Origin of the sequence: Marivibrio sp. (genome assembly GCF_040218065.1) — a bacterium.
Classification (GTDB): Bacteria; Pseudomonadota; Alphaproteobacteria; order UBA8366; family Aestuariispiraceae; genus Marivibrio.
In genome coordinates this window covers 393,161-418,588 of the sequence record NZ_JAVJQE010000013.1, presented here as the reverse complement: position 1 = coordinate 418,588, position 25,428 = coordinate 393,161, and the positions used below count along the sequence as shown (strand labels likewise).

24 protein-coding genes are annotated in these 25,428 nt (G+C 68.4%); 16 read left to right on the top strand and 8 right to left on the bottom strand.

Annotation, left to right across the window (positions count from 1 at the left end):
• The first annotated feature begins 142 nt into the window (after positions 1–142).
• The 4 genes from fabI to RIB45_RS13850 all read left to right on the top strand — a co-directional run bounded on the left by fabI (position 143) and on the right by RIB45_RS13850 (position 4,321).
• Positions 143–919: an enoyl-ACP reductase FabI gene (fabI, locus tag RIB45_RS13865; protein ID WP_350050950.1), complete on the top strand. Its 777-nt coding sequence runs from the start codon at positions 143–145 to the stop codon at positions 917–919.
• Positions 920–1,137: 218 nt separating this feature from the next.
• Positions 1,138–1,587: a hypothetical protein gene (locus RIB45_RS13860; protein ID WP_350050949.1), complete on the top strand. Its 450-nt coding sequence runs from the start codon at positions 1,138–1,140 to the stop codon at positions 1,585–1,587.
• 168 nt (positions 1,588–1,755) lie between these two features.
• The gene (locus tag RIB45_RS13855; RefSeq protein WP_350050948.1) at positions 1,756–3,765 is read left to right on the top strand and encodes a peptidoglycan DD-metalloendopeptidase family protein; all 2,010 of its coding nucleotides are present in this window, start codon (positions 1,756–1,758) and stop codon (positions 3,763–3,765) included.
• Complete coding sequence (locus tag RIB45_RS13850) at positions 3,749–4,321, top strand: bactofilin family protein (RefSeq protein WP_350050947.1); 573 nt, start codon at positions 3,749–3,751, stop codon at positions 4,319–4,321. Before RIB45_RS13855 ends, RIB45_RS13850 begins: the two co-directional genes overlap by 17 nt.
• Here RIB45_RS13850 and RIB45_RS13845 read toward each other — a convergent pair.
• The 3 genes from RIB45_RS13845 to RIB45_RS13835 all read right to left on the bottom strand — a co-directional run bounded on the left by RIB45_RS13845 (position 4,318) and on the right by RIB45_RS13835 (position 8,199).
• Positions 4,318–5,244 (bottom strand): alpha/beta fold hydrolase, encoded by a 927-nt coding sequence (locus RIB45_RS13845; RefSeq protein WP_350050946.1) that lies wholly within the window; start codon positions 5,242–5,244, stop codon positions 4,318–4,320. The genes RIB45_RS13850 and RIB45_RS13845 overlap by 4 nt on opposite strands.
• A 10-nt stretch (positions 5,245–5,254) precedes the next feature.
• A complete protein-coding gene (locus RIB45_RS13840) occupies positions 5,255–5,947 on the bottom strand; it encodes a haloacid dehalogenase type II (RefSeq protein ID WP_350050945.1) in 693 nt (230 codons plus the stop codon).
• Positions 5,948–6,219: 272 nt separating this feature from the next.
• Positions 6,220–8,199, bottom strand: a complete 1,980-nt coding sequence (locus tag RIB45_RS13835; RefSeq protein WP_350050944.1) for a lytic transglycosylase domain-containing protein — start codon at positions 8,197–8,199, stop codon at positions 6,220–6,222.
• Between the two features lie 355 nt (positions 8,200–8,554).
• Here RIB45_RS13835 and dapA point away from each other — a divergent pair, with 355 nt between their 5' ends.
• Together dapA and smpB are read left to right on the top strand one after the other, a co-directional pair.
• The gene (dapA, locus tag RIB45_RS13830) at positions 8,555–9,433 is read left to right on the top strand and encodes a 4-hydroxy-tetrahydrodipicolinate synthase (protein WP_350051399.1); all 879 of its coding nucleotides are present in this window, start codon (positions 8,555–8,557) and stop codon (positions 9,431–9,433) included.
• Between the two features lie 68 nt (positions 9,434–9,501).
• Positions 9,502–9,987: an SsrA-binding protein SmpB gene (gene smpB / locus RIB45_RS13825; RefSeq protein ID WP_350050943.1), complete on the top strand. Its 486-nt coding sequence runs from the start codon at positions 9,502–9,504 to the stop codon at positions 9,985–9,987.
• Positions 9,988–10,023: 36 nt separating this feature from the next.
• Here smpB and RIB45_RS13820 read toward each other — a convergent pair whose 3' ends face one another.
• From RIB45_RS13820 to RIB45_RS13810, 3 genes are all read right to left on the bottom strand, one after another.
• On the bottom strand, positions 10,024–10,566 hold the full coding sequence (locus RIB45_RS13820) for a PAS domain-containing protein (protein ID WP_350050942.1): 543 nt from the start codon (positions 10,564–10,566) through the stop codon (positions 10,024–10,026).
• Between the two features lie 114 nt (positions 10,567–10,680).
• Positions 10,681–11,331: a uracil-DNA glycosylase gene (locus RIB45_RS13815; protein WP_350050941.1), complete on the bottom strand. Its 651-nt coding sequence runs from the start codon at positions 11,329–11,331 to the stop codon at positions 10,681–10,683.
• An 83-nt stretch (positions 11,332–11,414) separates the two neighbouring features.
• Complete coding sequence (locus RIB45_RS13810) at positions 11,415–12,131, bottom strand: LabA-like NYN domain-containing protein (RefSeq protein WP_350050940.1); 717 nt, start codon at positions 12,129–12,131, stop codon at positions 11,415–11,417.
• 298 nt (positions 12,132–12,429) lie between these two features.
• Here RIB45_RS13810 and rpoZ point away from each other — a divergent pair, with 298 nt between their 5' ends.
• The 8 genes from rpoZ to era all read left to right on the top strand — a co-directional run bounded on the left by rpoZ (position 12,430) and on the right by era (position 20,391).
• Complete coding sequence (gene rpoZ / locus RIB45_RS13805) at positions 12,430–12,867, top strand: DNA-directed RNA polymerase subunit omega (protein ID WP_350050939.1); 438 nt, start codon at positions 12,430–12,432, stop codon at positions 12,865–12,867.
• A 173-nt stretch (positions 12,868–13,040) separates the two neighbouring features.
• A complete protein-coding gene (locus tag RIB45_RS13800) occupies positions 13,041–14,450 on the top strand; it encodes an SGNH/GDSL hydrolase family protein (protein WP_350050938.1) in 1,410 nt (469 codons plus the stop codon).
• Positions 14,451–14,639: 189 nt separating this feature from the next.
• Positions 14,640–16,811, top strand: coding sequence for a RelA/SpoT family protein (locus RIB45_RS13795; RefSeq protein WP_350050937.1), 2,172 nt, complete (start codon positions 14,640–14,642; stop codon positions 16,809–16,811).
• A 21-nt stretch (positions 16,812–16,832) separates the two neighbouring features.
• Positions 16,833–17,459 carry a DUF2062 domain-containing protein gene (locus RIB45_RS13790; protein WP_350050936.1) on the top strand — a complete coding sequence of 209 codons (627 nt, stop codon included), beginning with the start codon at positions 16,833–16,835 and terminating at the stop codon, positions 17,457–17,459.
• Between the two features lie 3 nt (positions 17,460–17,462).
• The gene (gene acpS / locus RIB45_RS13785; RefSeq protein ID WP_350050935.1) at positions 17,463–17,900 is read left to right on the top strand and encodes a holo-ACP synthase; all 438 of its coding nucleotides are present in this window, start codon (positions 17,463–17,465) and stop codon (positions 17,898–17,900) included.
• A gap of 115 nt (positions 17,901–18,015) precedes the next feature.
• On the top strand, positions 18,016–18,783 hold the full coding sequence (lepB, locus tag RIB45_RS13780; RefSeq protein ID WP_350050934.1) for a signal peptidase I: 768 nt from the start codon (positions 18,016–18,018) through the stop codon (positions 18,781–18,783).
• Positions 18,770–19,462 carry a ribonuclease III gene (gene rnc, locus RIB45_RS13775; protein ID WP_350050932.1) on the top strand — a complete coding sequence of 231 codons (693 nt, stop codon included), beginning with the start codon at positions 18,770–18,772 and terminating at the stop codon, positions 19,460–19,462. The genes lepB and rnc overlap by 14 nt, the downstream gene beginning before the upstream one ends.
• Positions 19,459–20,391: a GTPase Era gene (gene era / locus RIB45_RS13770; RefSeq protein WP_350050930.1), complete on the top strand. Its 933-nt coding sequence runs from the start codon at positions 19,459–19,461 to the stop codon at positions 20,389–20,391. Before rnc ends, era begins: the two co-directional genes overlap by 4 nt.
• Positions 20,392–20,445: 54 nt before the next feature.
• On the opposite strand, the gene RIB45_RS13765 is transcribed toward era, so the two are convergent.
• Positions 20,446–22,236: an EAL domain-containing protein gene (locus RIB45_RS13765; protein WP_350050928.1), complete on the bottom strand. Its 1,791-nt coding sequence runs from the start codon at positions 22,234–22,236 to the stop codon at positions 20,446–20,448.
• Positions 22,237–22,337: 101 nt separating this feature from the next.
• Positions 22,338–23,609 (bottom strand): NAD(P)/FAD-dependent oxidoreductase, encoded by a 1,272-nt coding sequence (locus tag RIB45_RS13760; protein ID WP_350050927.1) that lies wholly within the window; start codon positions 23,607–23,609, stop codon positions 22,338–22,340.
• 129 nt (positions 23,610–23,738) lie between these two features.
• Between RIB45_RS13760 and RIB45_RS13755 the strand changes: the two genes are divergently transcribed.
• A complete protein-coding gene (locus tag RIB45_RS13755) occupies positions 23,739–24,668 on the top strand; it encodes an aminotransferase class IV (protein WP_350050925.1) in 930 nt (309 codons plus the stop codon).
• Positions 24,665–25,417 carry a sulfotransferase-like domain-containing protein gene (locus RIB45_RS13750; protein ID WP_350050924.1) on the top strand — a complete coding sequence of 251 codons (753 nt, stop codon included), beginning with the start codon at positions 24,665–24,667 and terminating at the stop codon, positions 25,415–25,417. The genes RIB45_RS13755 and RIB45_RS13750 overlap by 4 nt, the downstream gene beginning before the upstream one ends.
• Positions 25,418–25,428: the final 11 nt, after the last annotated feature.

Genomic DNA, 25,428 nt, shown 5'->3' with positions numbered 1-25,428 from the left:
ACGCCTGCGACATTTAGGTTGCGCGTCGGCCGGCCGGCCCCTCGGCGTGCGCCATGAAATTGTCATCGGCGCGCCCCTTACGCCGCCCGCCGGCGTCTGCTAGCGTTGCTGCAGTGCAGCATCGAAAAGGAGAGGGCGCGTGATGGGTCCCCAATCCCTGTCGCTCGAGGGCAAACGCGGCGTCGTTCTGGGCGTGGCCAACGACCAGTCCATCGCCTACGGCTGCGCCAAGGCGTTTCGTGCGCTGGGCGCCGATATCGCGCTCTCCTATTTGAACGAGAAGGCGAAGCCCTACGTCGCGCCGCTGGCCGACGGGTTGGGGGCCGAGATGCTGTTGCCCCTCGACGTGCGCGAAGAGGGGGCGGTGGAGCGGTTCTTCGAGCAGGTGGGCGCGCGCTGGGATCGGATCGATTTCGCCCTGCATTCGATCGCCTTCGCGCCGAAGGAGGATCTCCACGGCCGCGTCGTCGACTGTTCGCGCGAGGGCTTTCAGCTCGCGATGGACGTCAGCTGCCACAGCTTCATCCGCATGGCGAAGGCGGCCGAACCGCTGATGACCGACGGCGGGGCGCTGTTCACCATGAGTTATTACGGCGCCGAGAAGGTGGTCGAGCACTACAATCTGATGGGCCCGGTGAAGGCCGCGCTGGAGGCGTCCGTGCGCTACATGGCGCATGAGCTGGGGCCGAAAGGAATTCGGGTCCATGCGATCTCGCCCGGGCCGGTCAAGACGCGCGCGGCTTCCGGCATCGAGCGCTTCGATGAATTGATCGCCCGTGCGGCGCGTGAAGCGCCCGCGCACAAGCTGGTCGACATCGACGACGTCGGCATGGCCACCGCCTATCTGGCGAGCGACGCGGCCCGGCTGATGACCGGCGACACGGTCTATGTCGACGGCGGTTTTCACATCGTCGCCTAGGCGCGGGCGCGGCCTAGGGGACGGCGATGGGGGAACGGCGACGGGGGAACGGCGACGGGGGGACGGCGACGGCGGACGGCGACGGCGGACGGCGACGGGGGACGGCGACGGGGCGCCCTGTTACCGCATTGCGATTAGGGAGTTTTTAACGCTCTCCGACTAGCCTCTCAAAACAAGCGGCGCTTGCGCCGCCCCCCTTGTGCGGAGAGCGTCGAGTCGTGATTGAGCGCCGGAAAAATCCCCAGCCCGTCAGCCGCGCCGGCTCCTCCGTCGCCCCCGCCGCTGCGCCCGGTGGGGGGAGCGCCGCGGGGCGGGCGACGCCCTTTGCGCCGTCGGTCCGTCGCCAACGCGGGGCGCTCGGCTTCATTCGCATCCCCAAACCCGCCCCTGGCGAACGATTCGGATGGACCTTTGAACAGGGCGATCGGCTCGCCTTCGATTTCAATCCGGACGCCGGCGACGGGCGGCGGTTCGAGGACCGGGTGGTGTTTCGCATTGACGGCGGCGAGGTGACGCTGCTCGGGCCGTGCGATTCGGCGAGCCTCGCGGGCGTGTCGGTGCGGCTTCCGGACGGCTCGGTCATGCCGCTCGAGACGCTCGTCTCCGATGACGAGACGATCGACAGGATCGCCGAAACTCTTCTCGGAGAGTCCGGCGGGCGGGGCTGAGAGGCGGCGCGCCGGCCGCCTCAGTCGCCTCGGCGAGCGCACCCGCCGGACAAGGGACTCGCAAGCGCCCCTTCGATCAGCTAGAACGGGTCCCGGAGATGGAGAGGGGAGCGGGCCGACGCCGTCAGGCGCGCCGGTCCGTCCCAGCACAACGCTGACGGGGAGCGCGTGGGGAGCCGATCGGACCGCCGCCATCACGAAGTGTCGTCGCCGACGGACGCCGCCCTCGGGACCGGCGGACGTGCGCCGGGGCGTTTGCGCCGGCGTGTCGCGCATCTTTTCCGCGAGCGCGAGCTGTTGCTGCGCAGCGACGATCGGGTCCGATATGTTCGGCTCAAGCCGTGGCTTCAGATGACCGCGGCCGGCTGCGCCTTTGCGGTGCTGGGCTGGGGCCTCGCCGGGACGGGGCTGTCGCTTTGGCAAAAACATCGGCTGGCCGATCAGCAATCCGAAATCGTCGAAGCCAAAATCGCCTATGAGCGCGTACGCGGCGATCTGGAAACCTACCGCTTGCGTGTCGGCGCGCTCGCCCGGGACATCTTCGCCCGCCAGGACGCGCTCGACGCCCGTCACGACGGCGCCGTCTCGGAAGTTGCGGACGGTCGCAGCGCGGAGACGCTGGAGGTCGATCTCGAGGAGCTGGCGGAAATCAGCGCCCGGATCGAGGGGGCTTTCGATCGCATCGCCACCGATCTGGATCTGACCGAGGCGGACCGGCGCCGCATCGTGCAGAGCCGCGCTGCGCTGCATGAGCGAATCGCGGCGTTGGAGACCGCTCTCGCGCGGGCCGAAAGCCGCGCCGCCGGGTTGGATGAGGCGCGCGCGGCGTTGGCCGCGGATCTCGCGGCGGCGCGCGCGGCTGGGGACGAGGCGGCGCAGCGCGCCGACTCGCTCGCTCGCTTGTTGAGCGATGCGCAAACCGTGCTGGCCGCCACGGAACGTCGCGAGTCCGCACTGCGCGGCCGCGTGACGGCGCTGGCGGCCGCGCTCGAAAGCGCCGAGCGGGAGACCGTCGTGGTCGAGGAAGAGCGTGACGCTCTGTCGAACCAGTTGTCTGACGCGCGCGCGGCGCTTGCGGACAGCCGGGCGCTGCACCGCGCCACCGGGCAGCGGATCGAAAGCGTCGTCCGACGGCTGGCGGAGGTCTCGGCGCGCGGTCTGGCGCTCGATGCGGATCGGCCGCTGGTCCAGGCGCTCGAAGTGCAGGCGCGCGGGGTCATGCGCGATCTCCAGACCGCGCGCCGCCGCGCCGATTCGGCCGAGACCACGCTCTCCGAGGTCGTGCTCGGTCTCGCCCGGCTGGCGCAGGAATCCGGCGCGGTCGAGCGGATCGCCGCGTCTGACGGCGACAGCGCGCGGGCCGAGCGGATTTCCGCCTCGCCCGATCTCTTGGCCGCCATCGCGCCGCAAAGCGGCGGGGGCGGGGCGGATGCGATCGCCGCCGCGGAGGACGCCGCCGACCCGGTTCGCAGGGCGGAAACGCTGTTGGGCGAGATCGCCGGCCTACATGAGAGCCAGCGCACCTTGGTGGAGCGTCTGTCCGAGGAGACCAAGGCCAATCTGCAGCAGACGGAAGCGGTCTTGAAGCTGGCCGGCCTAGACGTCGAGGCGATGCTGAAGCGGGTCGGCTACGGCGGCGGCCAGGGCGGCCCGCTGGTGCGCGCCGATTTCGCGTCCGCCGAGCTGGGGGAGAGTTTCGCCGACGACGTCAAAGCGCTGGAAGGCCGCATCCAGCGCTGGCGGGCCTTGCAGGAGGTGGTGCGCTGCACGCCCTTGATCGCGCCGGTGGACAATTATCACGTCACCAGCAGTTTCGGGAAGCGCAAGGATCCGTTCACGGGCAAATGGGCGCAGCATGAAGGCGTCGATCTGGGCGGCTGGCCCGGCACGCCGGTGATGGCCGCCGCCCCCGGCGTGGTCACCTATGCGGCGCGCCAGAACGGCTACGGCAACAAGGTGGTGATCGATCACGGCTGCGGGGTGAAGTCGATCTACGCCCATCTGCGCAAGATCACCGTAAAGAAGGGGCAGCGGGTCGATCACCGCGATCTGATCGGCAAGCTGGGCAGCACCGGGCGGTCCACCGGCCCGCATGTCCATTATGAGATCCAGGTCGACGGGGAGCCGCTGGACCCCGAGAAGTTCATCGAGGCCGGAAAGCATGTTTTCAAAATCTAAGCCCGAGGCGCCCGCAACGCCGGCGCCGCGCTCGCTCGGGGCCGCGGCCGCCGCGGATGGGGCCGCCGGGGCGGCGAAGAACGCGCCGCCGTCGATCATCTCCGGCTCGCTTACCGTCACCGGCGATCTCGATTCCACCGGCGACATCCAGGTCGACGGCGCGGTGGAGGGCGACATCCGGTCCCATAAGGTGACGATCGGCGAGGCGGCGCGCGTCCGCGGCGCGGTGATGGCCGACCATATCCGCATCGCCGGCGCGGTTGAGGGGCAGATCACCGGGCGCGAGGTCACGCTGACCGCCAGCGCCAAGGTTCTCGGCGACATCTATCACGACCGGCTGGCGATCGAGGCGGGCGCCCACATGCAGGGGCTCTGCCGCCGGGTGGAGGATGTAGAGGCGCGCCTCAAGGCGGCGCGAGAGGAGAAGGGCGCCGCGCCCGATCCGGCGCCTGCGCCGGGCGTATCGGACGCGCCCGCAAAACCGGCCGGCCCCGCCCCGCAACGCGCCGAGGCGTCGGCGCCGCCGCCCGGCGGCTCGCCCGGCGCCGACGTCTAGCGGGTGTCGCTCGCGCCCGCGACGCGGGCCAGGAGCGCTTCGATCGCCGCCAGGCTCTCCGGTTCGTCCAGCGTCGGCGTGTGGCCCTTGTGCGGCAGGGTCAGCGCGCTCAAAAGGGGATGCGCGGCCTGCATGCGCTGCAGGGTCTCAGCGCTCAAGATGTCGGACTTTCCGCCGCGGATCGCCAGGGCGGGCGCCCGCCGGGCGCTGCGAAACAGCGGCCAGAGGTCGGGGATCGCGGCGTCGGTGCCCATGCTCTCCGCGATCGCCGGGTCCCACATCGGATGCAGGCGCCCGTCGGCCTCGCGCCGGAAGGTCGCCTCGGCGACGCGCCGCCAGTCGTCCTCACCCGCCGTCTCGCCCGGTCCGGGGTTGAGATCCGGCATCAGGTCGCGCATCGCCGCCGCCGCGTCGTCCCAATCGGCGTAGCTGGGCGCCGCCTTGATGTAGTCGACGACCCGGCCGAGACCGCCCAACGAGACGTCCGGCCCGATATCGTTCATCACCAGGCCTTTTAGAGCGCCGGGCGCGGCGACGCCGAGCGCGCAGCCCAGCAGGCCGCCGAGCGAGGAGCCGATAACCACGGCCGGCCCGAGGCCTAGCGCGACGCGAATGTGGCGAAGATCCTCCAGATAGACCTCCGGCCGGTAGCGCCGCGGCGCGCTGCGGGCGGAGCGGCCGCGCCCGCGATAGTCCGGCGCGACGACCCGCCAGCCCTGTGCGGCGAGGCGCTGGGCCAGATCGTGGAAGTCAGCCGAGGTGCGCGCGACGCCGCCGAGACACAGCACCACCGGCCGATCCCCGGGCGGCCGATCCCCGGGCGGTGGGGCGACCGGTCGATAGTCGCGCACGAACAGCCGGCAGCCGTCCTGCGCGCGGACGGTCTGAGCCAAGAAGGGGGAGGGGGCGTCCGCGCCGCTCACAGGCGGGGCCTCAGACGCCCAGCAGCGCCGGCAATTCGTCCAGCGTCTCGATCACCGCCTTGGGCGCGCCGGGCAGTCGCTCACGCGGCTGACCGAAGCGGTTGATCCAGACGACCTGAAAGCCGAAATGCGCCGCCCCCGCCACGTCCCAGGCGTTCGACGACAGGAAGCAGATCCGGTCGGCCTCCGCCCCCAGCCGGTCGCAGGCCAGCTGATAGACCCGCGGGTCGGGCTTGAAAATCCCGATCTCCTCGACCGACAGCACCGCGTCCAGCCGATCGGCGAGGCCCGCGTTGGCGACCGCGCTCTCCAGCATCTCGGGCGCGCCGTTGGAGAGGATGGCGGTCGCAAGCCCGCTCGCCTTCAGCCGGTCGAGCGTCGCGGGGACTTCGCCATAGCAGTCGAGCCGCAGATAGAGGTCGAGCAGCTTGGCGCGCAGATCCGCGCGGTCGATCAGCCCTGTCGCCTCCATCGCATAATCCAGCCCGTCGGCTGTCAGGCGCCAGAAATCCGCATGACTGTGCATCAGGCTGCGCAGCCAAGTGTATTCCAGCTGCTTCTGGCGCCAGATCTGGGAGAGGCGCTCCGCCTCCGGCCCGATCTCCGCCTTCACCGCCCCGACGGCGGCGTGCACGTCGAATAGCGTGCCGTAAGCGTCGAAGACGCAGGCGTCGGCGCCGTGGATCTCCGGGCGGTCGGTCATCGCGGGCCTCTCCTGTCGCGCCGATGATAAAGACGACGGGGTTGTTATGGGGCGAGGGGGCGCGCTTTGTCTAGGCGAGGTTTAGGGAACAGGGTTCGGGGATCCGATACTCAATTGATCTGGAAAGAGCGCAAGGCGGGCGCTCCCGGGGGCTTGTCGTGCGGCGGCTTGTCGTGCGGCGGCTGGGACGGACGGCTGAAGGACGTGAAGTATTGCCTCCCCTTAACCCGCCGAAACTCAGAAGACGCTCCGGCTCCGAGCGCCTTCGCCCCCTAATTCGCCGCCGCCGAGAAATTCAGCGCCACATGCCGGCCGGCGGCGCGTTGGCGGTAGACGGTGACGCCCTCCATCACGCGCTGGACGTAGTTGCGGGTCTCGGGGAAGGGGATGCTCTCCATCCAGTCGATCTGGTCGTCGAGCGTCATGGTGCGCGGGTCGCCGTATTCCGCGACCCAGCGCTTAACCCGGCTGGGCCCGGCGTTGTACGCGGCGAGCGCCATCGGCAGATAGCCGTCGTAATCGTCGAGCAGATCGCGCAGATAGACTTGGCCGAGGCGCATGTTGAACTGCGGGTCCTCGGTCAGCTTCTCCCGGCGGTAGCTGACGCCCTCCATTCGGGCCAGCACCTGGGCCGTCGCCGGCATCAGCTGCATCAGGCCGCGCGCGCCCGCGTGGCTTTCGGCGTCGACGTCGAAGCCGCTTTCCTGACGGATCAGGCCGTAGACGATGGTGGGGTCGACAATCGCGCCCGGGCCCAGCGGGATCACCGGATAGCCGCTGCCCGACAGCACGACGTGCTTCTTCAAGGCCTCCCGCGCGACGCGCACCGAGTAGTCGGGCCGCCCGATCTCGCGCGTCAGCCGGCCGAGCAGGGCGAGGTTCACCGGGTCGGTTAGCTGATCGGCGAAATGGTCGGTGAAGACGCGCGCGGTCTGGTCGGCGCCGGCGGCCTCCAGCATGCGGATCAGCCGCGGGAATTCGCCGGCCTCGAAGGCGCGGGCTTCGGCGTCGCTCGGCGTCGGCTCGGTCGGGATCGGCGGGCGCATGGGGGCGGGCAGCTTCAAGGCCGCCATCTGGCCGTAGAAGTTGGCCCCGTGCTGGGCCGCCTCGGCGTACCATTTCGAGGCGATCTCCTTATGGCCCGCCTGATCGGCCGCGCGTCCCGCCCAATAGGCCGCGCGCGACAGGCTGACGGGGAAGGAGACCCGCTCGTGCATGCGCCGGAAATGCGGAAAGGCCAGCTCCGGATCGCGCAGATAGCGCAGCGCGACCCAGCCCGCGAACCATTCGGCCTCGGCGAAGTCTGCGCCGTCGTCGCTGCCGTGATCGGCGGCGAGGCGATAGGCGCGGCTGATCTGGCCGTCGTTGAAGGCGCGGCGGGCCAGGATCGCGCGCTCGGTCCACCAAAGGTCGGGGCGCGTCGCCTGCATGTCCGGCCAGGCCAGCAGGTCCAGCGCATCGTCGTTGCGGTCTTTGCGCCGACGCCAGCGCAGCCGCTCGTAGATCAACCCCGGATCGTTGACGAGGCCGGGCGCCACCCGCGCGATCGCCCCGTCGACCCCGCCTGAGAGCGTGCGCAGCGCGATGCGCGCCTCCGCCAGGTCCCGATAGGCGCGCGGCACGCGGCGGGCCTGCCGGCGCGCGCTTTGGATATGGCCGTCCCATAGCAGGCGATCGAGTCGGGAGATCTCCTCCTCCATCGGGATCAGCTGTCGATAGCGCTGGCGGAAGCTGCGCTCTTCGGCCGGTCCCATCACGACCTCGCCCCAGACCTGGCGCGCGGCCTGCTGCAGGGCCGCCCGGTCGCCGCGCCGCTCAAGGGCGGCCAGCCACCGCAAGGCCCCGGTCCCGGTCTGCGGCCGTCGCTCGCCGGAGAACCAGTCCAGGATCCGTTCGTCCGTCACGGAAGCGTCGAGTGCGGCTTCCGCGCGCCGCGCGAGCCGGTCGAGACGCGGCCAGGTGGGATGGCGTTCGATGAAGGCGGTGATCTGGGCGAAGCTGGATGGGCAGTCGCTGGATTGATGGCAGAGCCACAGCACGGCCTGCAGCGGCAGATCCTCGTTCGCGCGCCGGGCGTGGCGCAGCGCAGCCTCCCAGCGCCCGGCGTCGATCGCCCGGAAGGCGAGCTCGTACTCCTTGCGGTCGCCCGGCTCCAAGGCCGCGCGCGCCGGCGCCGCCGCCGCCGCGACCCCGCCCGACACGGCCAGCGCGACTAGCGCGACCGCCGCCCATCGTCTCAAAAAATGCGCCATGATGCGCGTTGCGGCTCCCGGACCGTCACCCGTCAGCCGACCCGTCTTTACGCGCCGCTGAGCGCGCGCGTCGCGTCGGCGATCCCATAGCCCCCCGCTTCATCCCGCCGACGAGCCTGCCTCGCAGGCGGTGAACCGCGAGTGTACGGGCGCGCGGGTCCCAGGCCAAGCGGATGCGTTAAAACCGCGGCTTTGCGGCTTGTTCCGCAGCCGAGGCGGCGATAAAGTCCGCGCCCATTCGCCGGAGCGCCGCGAATCGCAGTCCGCCGCCCGGATTTCCGACGCTCTCCGGCGGCGCGCGTCAGGCGCGCAGCGCCGATTAATCAGTCGATGGAGCCCGATAGCGATGAGCCCGATGTTCACCGGTTCGATGACCGCGCTGATCACGCCCATGGACAAGGAGGGGACGGTCGACGAGACCGCCTTCCAGGAGTTCGTGGCCTGGCAGATCGAGGAGGGGAGCGAAGGCGTCATCCCCACCGGCACGACCGGCGAATCCCCGACGCTGAGCCACGCCGAGCATTGCCGGGTGGTGGAGCTCTGCATCGAGGTGGCGAAGGGCAAGGTTCCGGTTATCGCCGGCACCGGCTCCAACTCGACCCGCGAGGCGATCTGGCTCACCACCCACGCCCAGGAGGCGGGCGCGGACGCGGCGCTGGTCGTCACTCCCTATTACAACAAGCCGACCCAGGAAGGCCTCTACCAGCATTACAAGGCGATCGCGGAAGCCGTCGACATCCCGATCGTGATCTACAACATCCCCGGACGCAGCGTGATCGACATGTCGGTCGACACGATGGCGCGGCTTGCGCGCGACTTCGACAACATCGTCGGCGTCAAGGACGCCACCAATGATCTGACCCGTCCGCTCAAGACCCGGCTCGCGCTCGGGCCTGAGTTCTCCCAGCTCTCGGGCGAGGACGCGACGATCGCCGCCTATCTGGCTCAAGGCGGACACGGCTGCATTTCGGTCAGCGCCAACATCGCGCCGAAGCTGTGCGCGCGTCTTCACAACGCCTGGCGCCAGAACGATATGGAGACCTTCGGCGAGGTGCGCGATCTATTGATGCCGATCCACGACGCGATGTTCTGCGAATGCTCGCCCGGGCCGGTGAAGTACGCGGCCGAACTGCTCGGCAAGGCGACGTCCCGGGCGCGCCTGCCGATCGTGGAGATCGCGGACGAGAGCAAGCGCAAGGTCGAGGCCGCGCTAAAGCACGCGCAGTTGATCTGACGCCCGGTCCCGGGCCGCCGCGCTCTCACAGGGCCGGGGCCGGCCCAGTTTTAGGAGAGCGAGACGTCATGGCGAAGACGAAACGCAGCCCGCTGACCTCGACCGGCACGGTCTCGGTCAATCGCCGGGCGAAGTTCGACTTCGAGATCGAAGAGGAGATCGAGGCCGGCCTGCAACTGCTGGGGACGGAGGTGAAGAGTCTGCGCCGCGGGCAGATCAGCCTGTCCGACGCCTACGCCGGCCCCAAGGAAGGCGAACTCTACCTTTTCAACGTCCATATCGGCGAGTACCCGAACGCGCCGGCCAAGTTTCAGCACGAGCCCAAGCGCCCGCGCAAACTGCTGGTCCACAAGCGCGAGCGCGACCGCCTGTTGGGGGCCCAGAAGCAGGGCGGCTATACGCTGGTTCCGCTGCGCCTCTACTTCAACAATCGCGGCATCGCGAAGCTCGCGCTCGGCCTCGGCAAAGGCAAACGCAAGATCGACAAGCGCGAGACCATCAAGGAACGCGACTGGCAGCGCCGCAAGTCGGGGCTGTTGAAGGAGTACGGCTGAGCCGGACGTCTCGACGTCGGCCGGTCCGGCCTGGCCTCAGAGATAGGGGGCCGGCGCCCGTTTAAGACCCAGCGGCGCTTCGATCGCCACCAGTTGGTCGATTGTCGCGCCGCTCAGGGTCAGCGGGAAGCAGAGGCCTTCCACGCGCCGGGCGTAGGCGCGCTCCGCTAAATCGTGGGTGAAGCGAATCGCCGCGCCGTGCGTGAGGGCCGCGTCGAAACAGCGACGGTGAAGCGTCCCCGCCGCCGACGTGAGAGCCGAGACCCGCCAACCCGTCAGGTCGGCGCCGTAAAGCTGCGCGAGACCGGTGCCGTAAACCCGGAAGCGGTAGTCGCTCCGACCCGAGGACGCTCCGGCGTCCCGCAGCACGTCGACCAGCATCACCAGATCGAGGAAATCGCGCATCGCGCCGACGTCGAGGAGCGCGCGCGGCGGCGCAGGGCCGCGCGCGCCTTGGGCGCGCCACATCGCCTCGAGGCGGCCCCACAAGAGCGCCGCGGCGGCGAGCGACGCCGGCTGAAGCGCCGGCGCGTCCGCGAGCGGGCGGGAGACGATCTCGGTCGGCGCGCAGGGCGACATGATGCGTCGGCCTCCTCATCGGGCGGCGAGGTTATTCCCCGCCGATGAAGAATAGTTTCAAGCGAAACCGTTAACCGATTGCTAACCGTTGGATTTGAGACGAACGCGCTGCAATCAGACCGAGCGACGCATGTCGGCGAGCACCGCCTCGAACATCTCCGGCGTCAGGCGCCCGGTGTTCGTGTTGTAGCGCGAGCAATGATAGCTGTCGAAAAGCATGAGCGGCCGGCCGGCGGGACCGCTCAGATCGTGGCGCGCGCCGTGCGCGAAGGGATGGTCCTTCAGCTTCGCGCCCACGGTGCGGAGCAGGCTCTCATGCGCGATGCGGCCCAGCGCCAGCACGGCCTGCAGCGCGGGCATCGCAGCCAACTCGCGCTCCAGGAAGGGTCGGCAGGTCGCGATTTCTTTCGGCGTCGGCTTGTTCTGAGGCGGCACGCAGCGCACCGCATTGGCGATGCGGCAGTCGACCAGTCGCAGCCCGTCGTCCGGTCGCCTGTCGTAGACGCCCGTCGCCAGCCCCTGCTTCAGGAGGGTGGCGTAGAGTAGGTCGCCGGCGAAATCCCCGGTGAACGGCCGGCCCGTAGCGTTCGCGCCCTTCAGACCCGGCGCCAGGCCCAACACCAGGATGCGCGCGTCCAGCGATCCGAAACTGGCCACCGGCGCGTTGTGGAAATCGGGATGGGCGCAGGCGTTCTCCGCCCGGAACGCGGCCAGACGCGGGCAGAGCGGACAATCGGCCGGCGGATCTTCGAAGGGGGCGATCATGGGCCTTCGATCGTTAGCGCGCGGCCCGAGCCGAGAGATCGGCGCGGGGTCCCGGCGCAGCGGAGGCGAGGAGGCGCGCCGGTCTAGGACTTGGGTCCGGTGCGCTCGACCACGACGTCTTCATCGTCGTCGTCGTAATCCTCGTCGTCGTAATCCTCGTCGTCGTAGTCGTCCTCCTCGTCGTCGTAATCGTCCTCGAATTCATCCTCGGGCTCGGGCGAAGGACGCGACGGGGCGGGTCGCGCGTTTGGGCGCGGTTGGTTGTGGAAATGACGCGCGATCAGATCGGCGAGGTCGCGCAGTTCGATGAAGTGGTCGGCCTGACGCCGAAGCTCGTCCGCGATCATCGGGGGCGAGGTCTTGATCGTGCTGACGATCGAGACGCGAACGCCTTTGCGCTGAACCGCCTCCACCAGGCTGCGGAAGTCGCCGTCGCCGGAGAACAGGATCACATGGTCGAGATGCTCCGTCATCTCGAGCATGTCGATCGCCAGCTCCATGTCCATGTTGCCCTTGACCTTCCGGCGACCTTGGGAGTCGGTGTACTCCTTCGCCGGCTTGGTCACCATCGTGTAGCCGTTGTAGTCGAGCCAATCGACCAGCGGACGGATGGGGGAGTACTCCTGATCCTCGAACAGCGCGGTGTAGTAGAAGGCGCGCAGCAAGCGGCCTTCCTCGCGAAACAACTCCAGCAGCTTTTTGTAGTCGATGTCGAAGCCGAGCGATTTGGCGGCGGAGTAGAGGTTCGCGCCGTCGATGAAGAGGCCGATCTTCTCAAACGAATAAACACCGAGTTTCATAGCGGTTTTCCCTTATGGTTCAACACAATGACTTATCACCAATGACGCGGCCGGCGCGCCGGCGCATAACCTCAGGGTTGTGGCGCGCGCACGGGTTCACCACCGCGTTCCCTCTGTTATCCCGCGGCGCCGGCCGATACAAGAGAAACCGCCCGGGCTTGCACCCGCGCGACGCGTTCCCTATAGTCGCTCGCCTTGCGGGGAAGCGGCGCTTCATCCGCCGCTTCACCTTGCGCATTGTGCGATTTTCCGTCCCGCCCATCGGCCGGACGATCGAGCCCGAGAGGATAGAACCGACATGGCGCGCGTTACCGTCGAGGATTGCGTTGATAAGGTGCCGAACCGCTTTGAGCTGGTGCTGCTGGCCGGCCAGCGCAGCCGGGACATCGCCAACGGCTCCGAGCTGCAGCTTGATCGCGACCGCGACAAGAATCCGGTCGTCGCGCTGCGCGAGATCGCCGAGGAGAAGCTGGACGTCGACGGCCTGAAGGACAGCCTGGTGCGCGGCCTGCAGCGCCATGTCGAGCAGGACGAGCCCGAGGAAGAGGACATGCTGGAGATGGCCGCGGCCGCGCTGTTGAGCGAGGAGAGCGAGGGCACCTCCGGCGCGTCGCGTCCCGAAGGCGAAGAGGACGCCGGCGAAGCCGAAGGCGGCGAGGAGCCGTCCGCCGAAGAGGCCAAGGCCGCCGCCGAAGCGATGTTCGAAGACGTCGACGCGAGCGAGCGCGAGGACTGACCGCGGCCGGCTGAAACGCCCCGTCCAACACTCGAAACGATTAAGAGACCCGGGCCTCGCGCCCGGGCTTTTTTGTCGGCGGAGCGTATGTTGCGCGCATAAATTTTTCTTAGGCGTTTCCGCAACCTTGGATATCCTGTTCGTCTTTGGTGACGAAACTGAGGGGATGTCAGATGGTTGCGAGAGAGATCGGCCGCCTGTGCGCGGCGGCGGTGTGCGCGGGTCTGCTGGCGGGTTGCGTGCACGAGCGCGGTCCGCGGTTGGCGGTCGCGATGGGCGACAGCTTCATCAGCGGCGAAGGCGCGGAGGATTTTATCACGGGCGACGGCTTTGACGCCTATTCGCCGGTTGACGGCTCGACCCCGCAGGCGGGCGAGTTCTTCAATCCGGAAGTTCAGACCGATCCCTATTTTTGCCACCGATCCGACGCCTCGTCGATTTACGAAGCCGACTTGCCGACCATACCGGCGCGGCGCAACATCGCGTGCAGCGGGGCGACGCCGACGGACGTCAACGAGCCTCAAGAAGCCTTCGTGACGCCGAACGGCCCGAACCTGCCGCCGCAGAGCGAGCAGCTCTGGGATGCGATCGAGGGACACGATCTCAAGCTGCTGAAGGCCAGCTTGGGCGGCAACAATTTCATCAGCCGGTTCGGCGAGTTGGTGGCCTATTGCTACGCCGCCTTCATGACCGACGCGGCCGGCGGGCCGGCGGCGTCTATCGCGGTTGGCCAGGTAAACGGCACATTCGATCCGGACGACGGCTTCTTCCCGCGCGTTCAGGAGGCGATCCGCCGGAACACCTGCTTCGCCGATCAGTTCTACACGCCTGGACGCGACGTCGACGGCGACGGCGTCTCCGACCTGGAAGAGGTCACGCGCCGCCTCGTTGACAACATGACGCCGGTGATCGAAGGGCTGCGCGAGCGCGGCTATGAGCCGGGCGAATGGACGCTGGTCATGCAGGGCTATGTGAGCCCGTTCTCGACCGATCCGGCGGCGCGTTTCATCAGCCCGGGCGAAGAGACCGAGAATGAGCGCCGGTTCGCCGACCTCGCACGGGCGCGCTACCGCGCCGGCTGCCCGGTTCACCTGCGCTCGATGCAGGACGCCGACGGCCTGGCGATCCGCATGTCCCAGGCCCCGAGGGAAGCGGCCCGGCGCCTGCGGGACGCATTCCCAGGCGAGCGAATCCTCTTTTTGGACGTGGCGCGGTCGATGGACGGGGTCCGGCTGTGCGATCAACCGTCGAGCCCGCGCGGCGCAGCGTTCAATCCGATCTGGTTCCGGGATCCGAACAATGGCGAACGCATCGTTCGCGATCTTCCCGCCGGCGGTCTGCGGAACTTCGCCAACACCTGGGCCAATCTGGCGCGCGCTTGCCGAAGCGACCGCGAAGACGCCGCCTTCGCGCGCTGTCAGGAGAGCGCCCATCCGAACGCGCTCGGCCACAAGATCCTCGGTCAGTGCCTGGACAAGCTGTACGACCAAGCCTGGCGGGCGCCTGAGGTGAACGAGATGCGCTGCGTCCGATCGCCGGACAACGGCCTGATCTCGGTCGCGCCCGTATCGGCGGAGAGCTGACGGCGGGGGGAACGGGCGGAGCGGCGCTGAGGGCGGGGCGGTCGATCCGGATGACGATCTCAATTCCGGGGCGATCGCCGCCGCGCGCCTCCTGGTTTCGCAAGTCTTGCAGGCCCATTTGTTTGCGTGTCTCCTTGCGGGGACGACGCGCTCTTCAAACAGTGTATCAATCGGTCCTGCGACACCGCCATGCTGCGCCAATACGAACTCGTGGAACGGGTGAAGACCTATGAGCCCGGCGCGGACGAAGACGCGCTGAACCGGGCCTATGTCTTCTCGATGCGCGCGCACGGCACCCAGAAGCGCGCCTCCGGCGACCCCTATTTTTCGCACCCGGTCGAAGTGGCGGGGTTGCTCAGCGAAAAGCGGCTCGACTGCGCCTCGATCATCACAGGCCTGCTGCACGACACGGTCGAGGACACCGACACCACGGTCGAGCAGATCGACCAGCTGTTCGGCTCGGAGATCTCGTTGCTGGTGGACGGCGTCACCAAGTTGAGCCAGTTGGAGCTGCAGTCCGACCGCTCCAAACAGGCCGAGAATTTCCGCAAGCTCGTCCTCGCCATGTCGCAGGACATCCGCGTGTTGGTCGTGAAGCTGGCCGACCGGCTCCACAACATGCGCACCCTGCATTTCATCAAGGCGGCCGAGAAGCGCCGGCGCATCGCGCGCGAGACGATGGACATCTACGTGCCGTTGACCGAGCGCATCGGCATCCGCGACTGGAAGGAGGAGCTCGAAGACCTCGCCTTCCAGGAGTTGAACCCCGACGCGCGCGCCTCGATCATCACGCGCCTCGACTTCCTGCGCGCCGAGGGCGGCGATCTGATCGGCCGGGTGCGCAAGAGCCTGGCCGATCTGATGGCGGCCGAATCGATCGCCTGCGAGGTGAGCGGGCGCGAGAAGTCGCCCTATTCGATCTGGCGCAAGATGCAGCGTCAGAATGTCGGTTTCGAGCAGCTCTCGGACATCATGGCCTTCCGGGTGGTGGTCGATAGCGTCGCGGACTGCTACCGCGCGCTCGGCGTCATCCACGGGGCCTATTCCTCGGTGCCGGGTCGCTTCAAGGACTATATCTCGCTGCCCAAGCCGAACGGGTACCGCTCGCTCCACACCGGCGTGATCGGACCGGAGAACCAGCGCATCGAAATTCAGATCCGCACCCGCGAAATGCATGAGATTGCGGAGCTCGGCGTCGCGGCGCATTGGCGCTACAAGGACGTCGGCGGGCGGGCCGACGCGCCGATCACCGAGGGTCGGCAGTACAAATGGCTGCGCGAGCTTTTGGAGATTCTGGAGAACGCGGCCGGCCCTGAAGACTTCCTCGAGCACACCAAGATGGAGATGTTCGCGGATCAGGTCTTCGTCTTCACGCCGAAGGGCGATCTGTTCGCGCTGCCGCGCGGCTCGACGCCGGTCGACTTCGCCTATGCGGTGCACACCGACATCGGCGATCGCTGCACGGCCGCGCGCATCAACGGACGGATTATGCCGTTGCGCACGCAACTGCGGAACGGCGACCAGATTGAGGTCGTCACCTCCAAGGCCCAGACGCCGAGCCCCAGTTGGGAAAGCTTCGTCGTCACCGGCAAGGCGCGCGCCTGCATCCGCCGTTTCATCCGCTCGCAACAGCGCGAACAGTATCTGCGTCTGGGTCGGGAGATCGTCGAGAAGATTTTTCACCAGACGAATTACGAACTGACGGAGAAGGCGCTGAAAGGCGTCCTCAACCGGTTCCGGGCGGAGAGCGTCGACGACCTGTATGTCGCCGTCGGCGAGGGCCGCCACACCGGGCGCGACGTGCTCTACGCCGTCTATCCTGGCGCGAAGGACGCGTTGGCGCCGGCGCGCAAGGGTAAGGCGAAGGGACCGAGCGAAAGCCCGGCCGCCCGCGACGACGGCAAGGGCAGCGTGCCGCTGCGCGGTCTCATCCCGAATATGGCCGTGCATTACGCCAAATGCTGCCATCCGCTCCCCGGCGACCGGATCGTCGGCATCGTGACCACCGGCAAGGGAGTGACGATCCACACGGTCGACTGCCCCACGCTTGAGAGCTTCTCCGACATGCCGGAGCGCTGGCTCGACGTCGGCTGGGAGGAGGGCGCGGAGGAGCGCAACGCCTTTACCGGCCGGATCAAGGCGGTGCTCAGCAACGAGCCGGGCGCGCTTGCGGCGCTGACCAGCGTGATCGGCCGCGACGGGGGCAACATCATCAACTTGAAATTCACCGACCGCAGCGAAGATTTCTTCGATCTGCTGGTCGATATCGAGGTCAAGGACGTCCGCCAGCTCAGCAACATCATCGCCGCCTTGCGGGCGTCGCCGTTGGTCAATTCGGTCGAGCGGGCGCAGAGCGGATGAAGGGCGCAACGTAACGACACCATGTTCAGACGGCGAGAAAAACGACCGATCGGCATCCGCGTACGCGAGGCTGTGTGGCCCTCCATCGGCTGGCGGCGTTGGTTCGACTATTTCAAGCATCGCGTCGGCCGGCTGCCCGGCACCCCCTACGCCATCGCAGCCGGCTTCGCCTTCGGGGCGGCGGTCAGCTTCACCCCTTTCATGGGGCTGCACATCGCGGTCGGGGCGGGCCTGGCCTATCTCTTCCGGGCCTCGATGCTGGCGGCGGTTGTGGGCACGGTTGTCGGCAATCCCTGGACCTTCCCGTTCATTTGGGTCGGCATTTTCAAGCTCGGCAACCTGCTGCTCGGCGTCAGCGCGGAAGAGCTCCAGACGCATCGCCTCAGCTTCGGCTATCTTTTGGAGCATCCGTGGGAGGTGTTCCTGCCGATGGCGGTCGGAGGGGTCGTCTTGTTCGCGCCGGTTTGGGCGGCGTTCTATTTTCCGCTGCGGCGCGCCATCGCCGGCTATCAGCATCGCCGTTTCCTGCGTCGCCAGCGCAAGCAGATGGAGCAGGAGGGCGCGCTCGCCCCGCATCGCGGGCGCTTGAAGCCGGCGGAGAACGCCGCCCGCCATCCGCGCGTTCCCTTTCGACGGAAGGACAGCTGACCCATGATTCTCGGCCTCGGCGTCGATCTGTGCGATATCGCGCGGATCGAGGCGACCCTCGCGCGCTTCGGGGAGCGCTTCCTCAACCGTCTCTACACCGAGGCGGAGCGTGCGCGGGCCGAACGTCGGCCGGCGAAGCGCGCCGACCGGCTTGCCCAGATGTTCGCGGCCAAGGAGGCGTGTTCCAAGGCGCTTGGCACCGGCTTCCGGCAAGGCGTGTTCTGGCGCGACATGGAAGTGCGTCCGATGCGCTCGGGCAAGCCGACCTTGATGCTGCACGGCGGGGCTCACGCGCGGATGATGAAACTCGTCCCCCCTGGCTACGCGCCGCTCGTCGACGTCTCGCTGACCGATGAGAGCGGGCTCGCGCAGGCGACCGTCATCCTCTCGGCCGTGCCGGAGAGCGAGCGCGCGGCGTTCGAGCGGGTGCGGGCGCTGTAGGGCGTTGCACGGTCTGGCGCGCCTCGGGCGGGCCGCTTGACTTCGGCGCGCCCGGCTGTCCATATCCGGCCGGTTTCCGGCATGGCAATTGGGGCGACCCCACAGGACGGCGGCGATGAGCGAGGATCCGAGCGAAGGCCAGGGCGTGCGCGCCAAGCAGAGCGCCGGAGGCGGCTGGGGCGACACGGCGCTGACCATGATCTATGCGATCATCATCGCGGTCGGCGTGCGCACTTTCCTCTATGAGCCGTTCAACATCCCGTCGGGCTCCATGATCCCGACGCTGGTGGAAGGCGATTACGTCTTCGTCTCGAAGCTCAGCTACGGCTACAGCCGCTACAGCTTTCCCTTCTCGGCCGGTCCGTTCGACGGGCGAATCCTCTCCGACGAGCCCGAGCGCGGCGACGTGGCCGTCTTCCGCCAGCCGACCGACGTGCAGGTCGACTACATCAAGCGGATCGTCGGGCTGCCGGGCGATACGATCCAAGTTCGCCGCGGCGTATTGCACATCAACGGCGAGGCGGTGAGCCGCCGCCGGATCGAGGATTACCGACTGCCGTCCGGCCGCGGCGTCCCGCAATATGTCGAAACCCTTCCAAACGGCGTTGAGCATCGGATCATCGAGCTGCGAGGCGACATGGGCCGCCTGGACGATACGCCCGTCTTCACAGTGCCGGCGGGCCACTATTTCGCGATGGGCGACAACCGCGATTCCTCGCAAGACAGTCGCGTGCTGAGCCAGGTCGGCTACATCCCGAAGGAAAACCTGATCGGCCGCGCCGACGTGATCTTCTGGTCGGTCGAGGAAGAGGTCGTTCTCTGGAAACCGTGGACCTGGCCGACCGGCATCCGCTACGGACGGTTGTTCGATGGCGTCGATTGAAGACGATTTCGACAGGGCGGCGGTCGAAGCGCTGCTGGACCACCGGTTCCAGGATGCGACCTTGATCGCGCGCGCGCTCACCCACCGCAGCGCGGTCGACAGCGACGCCGCCGCCTATGAGCGTCTGGAGTTCCAGGGCGATCGGGTGCTGGCTCTGCTGATCGCCGACATGTTGATGAGCGCCTACCCGAACGAGGCCGAGGGTGCGCTGTCGAAGCGCCTCCACGCGTTGGTCAGCGGCGAGATGTTGGCGGACATCGCGCGGGAGATCGGTCTCGGTCCGCGCCTGCGCCTGGGCGGGGGAGAGGGGGCCGCGGCCGACCAGCGCGACAACCCCTCGATCCTGGCGGACGCGATGGAGGCGGCGATCGCAGCGCTCTACCGCGACGGCGGGTTGGAGGTCGCACGGCGCTTCGTGGAGCGCCATTGGCGCGATCGGCTGGCCCGCGCGGCGCAGCCGCCGAAAGATCCGAAGTCCGGTCTGCAGGAATGGGCGATGGCTCGGGGACTGGGGCTGCCGGAATACCGGGTCGTCTCGAGCGAAGGGCCGCCGCATGCGCCGGTTTTCACCATCGAAGTCGCGGTCGAGGGCCGCAGCCCGGCCCGCGCGCAAGGCTCCAGCAAACGCATGGCGGAGCGTCTGGCGGCCGAGCGCCTGTTGCAGGAGTTGACCCGATGAGCGAGACGCCCGGGAGCGACGATCAGACCCGCGCCGGCTTCGTCGCCGTGATCGGCGCGCCGAACGCCGGCAAGTCGACGCTGGTCAACCGACTGGTCGGCGCGAAGGTCTCGATCGTCACCCACAAGGTGCAGACGACGCGCGCGCGTGTGCTCGGCGTGGCGTTGCACGGGGCGAGCCAGATCGCCCTGATCGACACGCCCGGCATCTTCCAACCGAAGCGGCGGCTGGACCGCGCCATGGTCTCCGCCGCCTGGTCGGGGGCCGACGACGCGGACGCCGTGCTGCTGTTGATCGATGCCGTCGGCGGGCTCGACGACGAGGTCCGCGCGATCCTCGACGGTCTCGCCGATCACGGCTACGGGGCCGGCCGACGTCAGGCGGTCCTGGCGCTGAACAAGACGGACGCGATCAAACCGCCCGTGCTGCTGAAGCTGGCGGACGAGTTGAACGCCACGGGCCTGTTCTCGGAGATCTTCATGATCTCCGCCCTCAAGGGCGACGGGGTCGCGGATCTCGCCGCTCGGCTGGCGGCGCTGATGCCGGAGGGGCCGTGGCTCTATCCTGAGGACCAGCTTTCCGATATGCCGCAGCGCCTGCTGGCCGCCGAGGTGGTGCGCGAGAAGCTCTATCTGAACGTTCACCAAGAGGTTCCCTACGCGCTCACCGTCGAGACCGAAAGTTGGGAGTCGACCAAGGACGGCGGCGCGCGGGTCGAGGCGGTGATCTATGTCGAGCGCGAAAGCCAGCGCTCCATCATCCTGGGCAAAGGCGGACAGCGCATCAAACGGATCGGCCAGGCCGCGCGCGAGGAGCTGCAGGAGATGTTCGAGCACCCGGTGCACCTCTTCCTCTTCGTGAAGGTGCGCGATCGCTGGCAGGACGATCCCGAGCGCTATCGGATGTGGAATCTGGACTTTAACGTCTGAGCGAGGGGTCGCCGACCCGCGGCGGCGTGATCGATTGAGCTTCCGTCCCGGGCCTCATCCCTTCAGCGTCTCCGCCGCCAGCGGATCTCGGCCGCGCTTCGCCGCTTTCTTCAGATCCGCGAAGCGTCGCATCAGGCGGTCCAGGCTGGGGCGTGGGGCGTGCCCCGGCAGGTGGATCGCCGCGCAGCAGGCGCTCAGGAGGCCGTACCGCGCGAGGCGGCCTTCCCGGTCGCGCGCAGAGAAGCCGCCGGCCGCCCGGTGTTCGGCGGAATAGAAGCTCTCCACATCCGACTTGAAGCGCTGCATCAACTGGCGGGCGCGATGCTGCGCCTCCTCATGGGGCACGCCCTCGAGCGCGGCGAAGAAATCGTCGCCGCCGACATGGGCGATGAAGCCGGAGCCGTCCCGGAAGCTGCGGCGCAGCAACTCGGCGAACAGCACGATCACCCGGTCGCCCTGACGAAAGCCGTAGGTGTCGTTGAACGGCTTGAAGTCGTTGAGGTCGAAATAGAGCAGCGTGTAGTCGCCCGCCGCTGTCTCGAGGGCGGTTGCGATGTAGGCGTCGATCGAGTTGTTGCCGGGAAGGTTGCTGAGCGGATTCTCGTCCCGCGCGGCCGCGATGTTCTTCTCGTTGACGAGGCGCAGCAGCCGGTCGGCGGTCAGGAAGCCCAGGTAGCGGTCGCCTTCCGTGATCATCACGCCGTCGCTCTCGCCGGCGATGGCGTAGATCTCCAGGATCCGCTCGACGCTGCATTGCACGTCGGCGATTGGGCATCGGCGCGCGAACTGGGTCAGCCGCTTGGCGTAGGCCTTGTTCTGCAGCAGGTCGCGGCCGTATTGCAGGTAGACGAAGTCCTTCACATCCGTCTCACGCACCACGCCGAGCGGTCGGCCGGCGGGGTCCAGCAACGGGAACAGCGTCTGCTCCTTGTGCGCCCGGAAGGCCTCCAGCATCTCGGTGACGCTCTGGTCCGCATCCAGGCTCTCCAGCGCGGCGACGTGGTCGCGCACCAGCAGCGAGTCGGTCTGCTTGCGCCGTCGGTCGCGTTGGTTGGCCTCTTCGACGGCGGCGTAGGTCTCGCGCAGATCGCTCATCTCCTGGGTCGGGCGGGCGACATAATAGCCCTGGACCAGGTCGCAGCCGGCGTCCTTGCAGGCCAAGAACTCCTCCGCCGTCTCGACGCCCTCGGCGACGACGCGGGTGCCCAGCACGTGCGCCAGATTGACGATGGTCGAAACCATCAGCCGCTTCTTGGAATCATCCTCGATCCCGCTGATGAAATAGCGATCGATCTTCACGAAGTCCGGCTGATGGTCGTAGAGCATCTTCATCTCGGAGAAGCCGCGGCCGAAATCGTCGATGGCGAGCTTGTAATCGTGCTCGCGGCAGACCCGCAGCGTCTCGTTCAGATGCCGGGCCGACGCGTTGTCGTAGCGTTCCGAAAGCTCCAGGCACAGCGCATGCGGCGAGACGCCGTGATGGCTCAGCAGCGCGACCGTCTGATGCGGATGATAGTCCTGGCTTTCGAAGATGCGCCCGTCGAGATTGAAGAACAGCAGCGTGCGCTCGGCGTGCGGAAGCTTCGCGAACTGGGCGATCGCGCGCTCCCGCAGGATGATGTCGGCGCGGTGCAGGACGCCCAGCCCGTGCGCCCGGTCGAACAGCGCGGCGATCGAGGAGACGCCGACCGCTTCGTGATGGCGCAGCAGGGCCTCATAGCCGAAGACGGCGCCCGTCTGAATGTTGACGATCGGCTGGAAGGCGTAGCGCACGCCCGCGTTGAGCGCGGCCAGGAAGGTCTCCTGATCGTCGGCCGGTTCGGCTTTGACGGCGCGGTTGTCCACGGGGCGGCCCCTCTTTCGTAACCCTGCGTGAGGACGGTAGAGGGGAGTCCTAAAGATTCCGTTACGATAGGGGTCGTGAAAGTTTCATGACCGTCGAACAATCACGCCCAGCGCGCAGGCGAGAGCGCGCCGAGATCGATCGCGGGCCGCTCGCCCGCGGCGAGATCGGCGATCACCTCGCCCGTGCGGGCGGCCAGGCTCAAGCCGTAATGCTGATGGCCGAAGGCGAAGAGGGCGGCTTTCGCCCGCGGGCTGGGGCCGACCACGGGCCGCGCGTCCGGCAGGCTGGGACGGAAGCCGAGCCAGCGGTCCCAGGGCGCCCCGCTCTCGGCCAGCGAAGGCAGCATCTTCTGCGCCATCGGGATCATGCTCTCAATCCGGCGATAGTCCGGCGGCGCCTTGAGGCCGGCGAGCTCCACCTGCGAGGTCATGCGCAGCCCGTGCTCCATCGGGCAGAGGACGAAGCTCTTCTCCTCCCAGATCACAGGGCGCGACAGCGACTTCTCCGGCGTCTCGAACATCAGGTGATAGCCGCGCTCGGTGTCGAGCGGCAGCGTGACGCCCAAGCGCGCCGCCAGATCCTTCGACCAGGCCCCTGCGGCCAGCACCAGCCGGTCGGCCGCCAGCACCCGCCCGTCGGCCAGCGTCGCCCGGCCCTTCTGATCGTCCGCCGAGACGTCGGCGACCTCCGCCTCCAGGATCTCGACGCCGAGGTCTCGCGCGGCGTCGGCGCAGATCTCCACCAGCCGGCGCGGGTTGCGGGCGAACAGGGCGTCGGCGTGCAGCGCGCCGCGCGCGAAGATCGGGGCCAGGTTCGGCTCAAGCTGGCGCAGTTCGTCCTTGGTGAAGGTCTCGATCGCCGCGCCCTTGTCGGCGTAGACGGCGCGGCCGATTGCGGCCTTCTCAAAGGCTTTCTCGGTCTCGTAGACCTTCAGCCAGCCGACCGGGCGCAACAGCTCTTCGGCGCTCGTGCCGCGGACCTGTCGGCGCCAGGCGTCGGGGGCCTGATCGCCCAATTGCCAGATGGCGTCGCTGTTGGCCCGGAAGCGCTCGGCCCCGCTTTCGCGCAGGAAGCGGATCAGCCAGGGCGCCAGCGCCGGCAGATGGCGCCAGCGCACGGTGAGCGGCCCCATCGGGTCGAGCAGCATCGAGGGGACCTTGCGCCAAATCCCCGGCTCCGCGATCGGCGAGGCCGCGCGCAGCACGGCGCCCGCATTGCCGTGGCTGGTCCCGCCGCCGACCGGGCCGCGGTCGATCAGCGTCACCTTGATCCCGCGCTTGGCCATCTGCAGCGCGCAGGAGACGCCGACGGCGCCCGCGCCGATGACGATCGCGGTGCGGGCGGCGGCGGGGCTGTCGGCGCGGGCGGGCATCGTGGGACCTCATCTTGGGGACGGCGCGGTTAAGCTTCCATCGCGCGCCCGCCCTGGCAAGGGGGCGCTTTATCGTCCGGAGGGGGCCGTCTAAGGTTTCCGCCCGGTTCCAAGAGACGAGGCCCCATCATGCAGTCCGGCTCCCACGCCCACGCCGCCGATCCGCGCAACGAGGCGGTCAAGATCTGGGTCAACGGTCGTATCGTCCCGCGCGGGGAGGCGGTGGTCAGCGTCTTCGATTCCGGCTTTCTGCTGGGCGACGGCGTGTGGGAGGGGATCCGGCTGCACAACGGTAAGCTCGCCTTCATCGACCGCCACATGGCGCGGCTCTATGAGGGGGCGAAGGCGATCGATCTCGACATTGGGATGAGCGCGGCCGACCTGCAGGCCGCGATCCTGGAGACCTGCCGCGCCAACGCGATGGAGAGCGGCGTTCATATCCGCCTCGTCGTCAGCCGCGGCCTCAAATCGACGCCGTTCCAGAGCCCGCGCGCCAATGTCGGCGGGGCCACGGTCGTCATCATCCCGGAATGGAAGGAGGCGGACCCGGCGGTCCTCGAGCGAGGTCTCTGCCTCCACACCGTCCACGTCCGCCGGGGCGCGCCGGACGTGCAGGACCCGCTGTGGAACAGCCTTTCCAAGCTGAACTGCATATCCGCCTGCATCCAGGCCGAGAAGGCGGGCGCGGACGAGGGGCTGATGCTCGATCCGCACGGCTTCGTCGCCACCTGCAATTCGACCCATTTCTTCATCGTGCGCGAGGGGGAGATCTGGACCTCGTCCGGCCTCTATTGTCTCGCCGGGATCACGCGGGCGAACGTGATCCAGCTGGGGCGCGACCTGGGGATGACCGTCCACGAGAAGAGCTTCCCCCTGACCAAGGTCTATTCCGCGGACGAGGCCTTCGTGACCGGCACCTTCGCCGGCGTCATCCCAGTGCGCGCGGTCGACGGGCGGGTGATCGGCGAGGGCGCGCGCGGGCCGACGGTGGAGCGGTTGCAACAGGCCTATCGCGCGCTTGTGGATCGGGTATGCCCGCCCGAGACGTTGTCGGCATGACCGCAACTGCGCGGGACCCGGTCGCCCGCATCGCGATGTGGTCGGGGCCGCGAAACATCTCGACCGCGATGATGCGCAGCTTCGAGAACCGCGCCGACGCCTGCGTCTCCGACGAGCCGTTCTACGCCTGCTATTTGGCGCGCACGGGGGTCGATCACCCGATGCGCGAGGCGGTGCTGGAGAACCAGCCGCAGGACTTCGACAGCGTCGCCGAAGCCATGCAGGGGCCGCCGCCGCGGGAGGGCGCGCGGATCTGGTATCAGAAGCACATGTGCCAGCATATGCTGGGCGGCGACCCGCTCGACTGGGCGGGCGGGCTGGCCAACGCTTTCCTGATCCGCGACCCCCGCGCCGTGGTCGCCTCCTTTGCGAAGAACCGCGGAACGCCTGAGGCGTTCGAACTCGGTTTCGAGCGCCAGCGCGAGATTTTCGATCACGTCCGCGCCGCGGCTGACGCGACGCCGCCGGTGCTCGACGCCGAAGACGTGCTGGGCGATCCGGAGCGGGCGTTGCGCGCCTTGTGCGCCGCGCTGAACGTCGCCTTCGACCCCGCCATGCTGGCCTGGCCCGCGGGCCGGCGGGACAGCGACGGCGTCTGGGCCCCGGTTTGGTACAAGGCGGTCGAGGCCTCGACGGGTTTCGCCGCCGCCGGCGCCGCGCCGAGCGACCTGCCGGCCGACCTGCAGCGTCTGGCCGACGCCGCGCGCCCGTCCTACGAGGCGATGGCGGCGCATCGGCTGCTGGGGTAGCGCCGACCCGT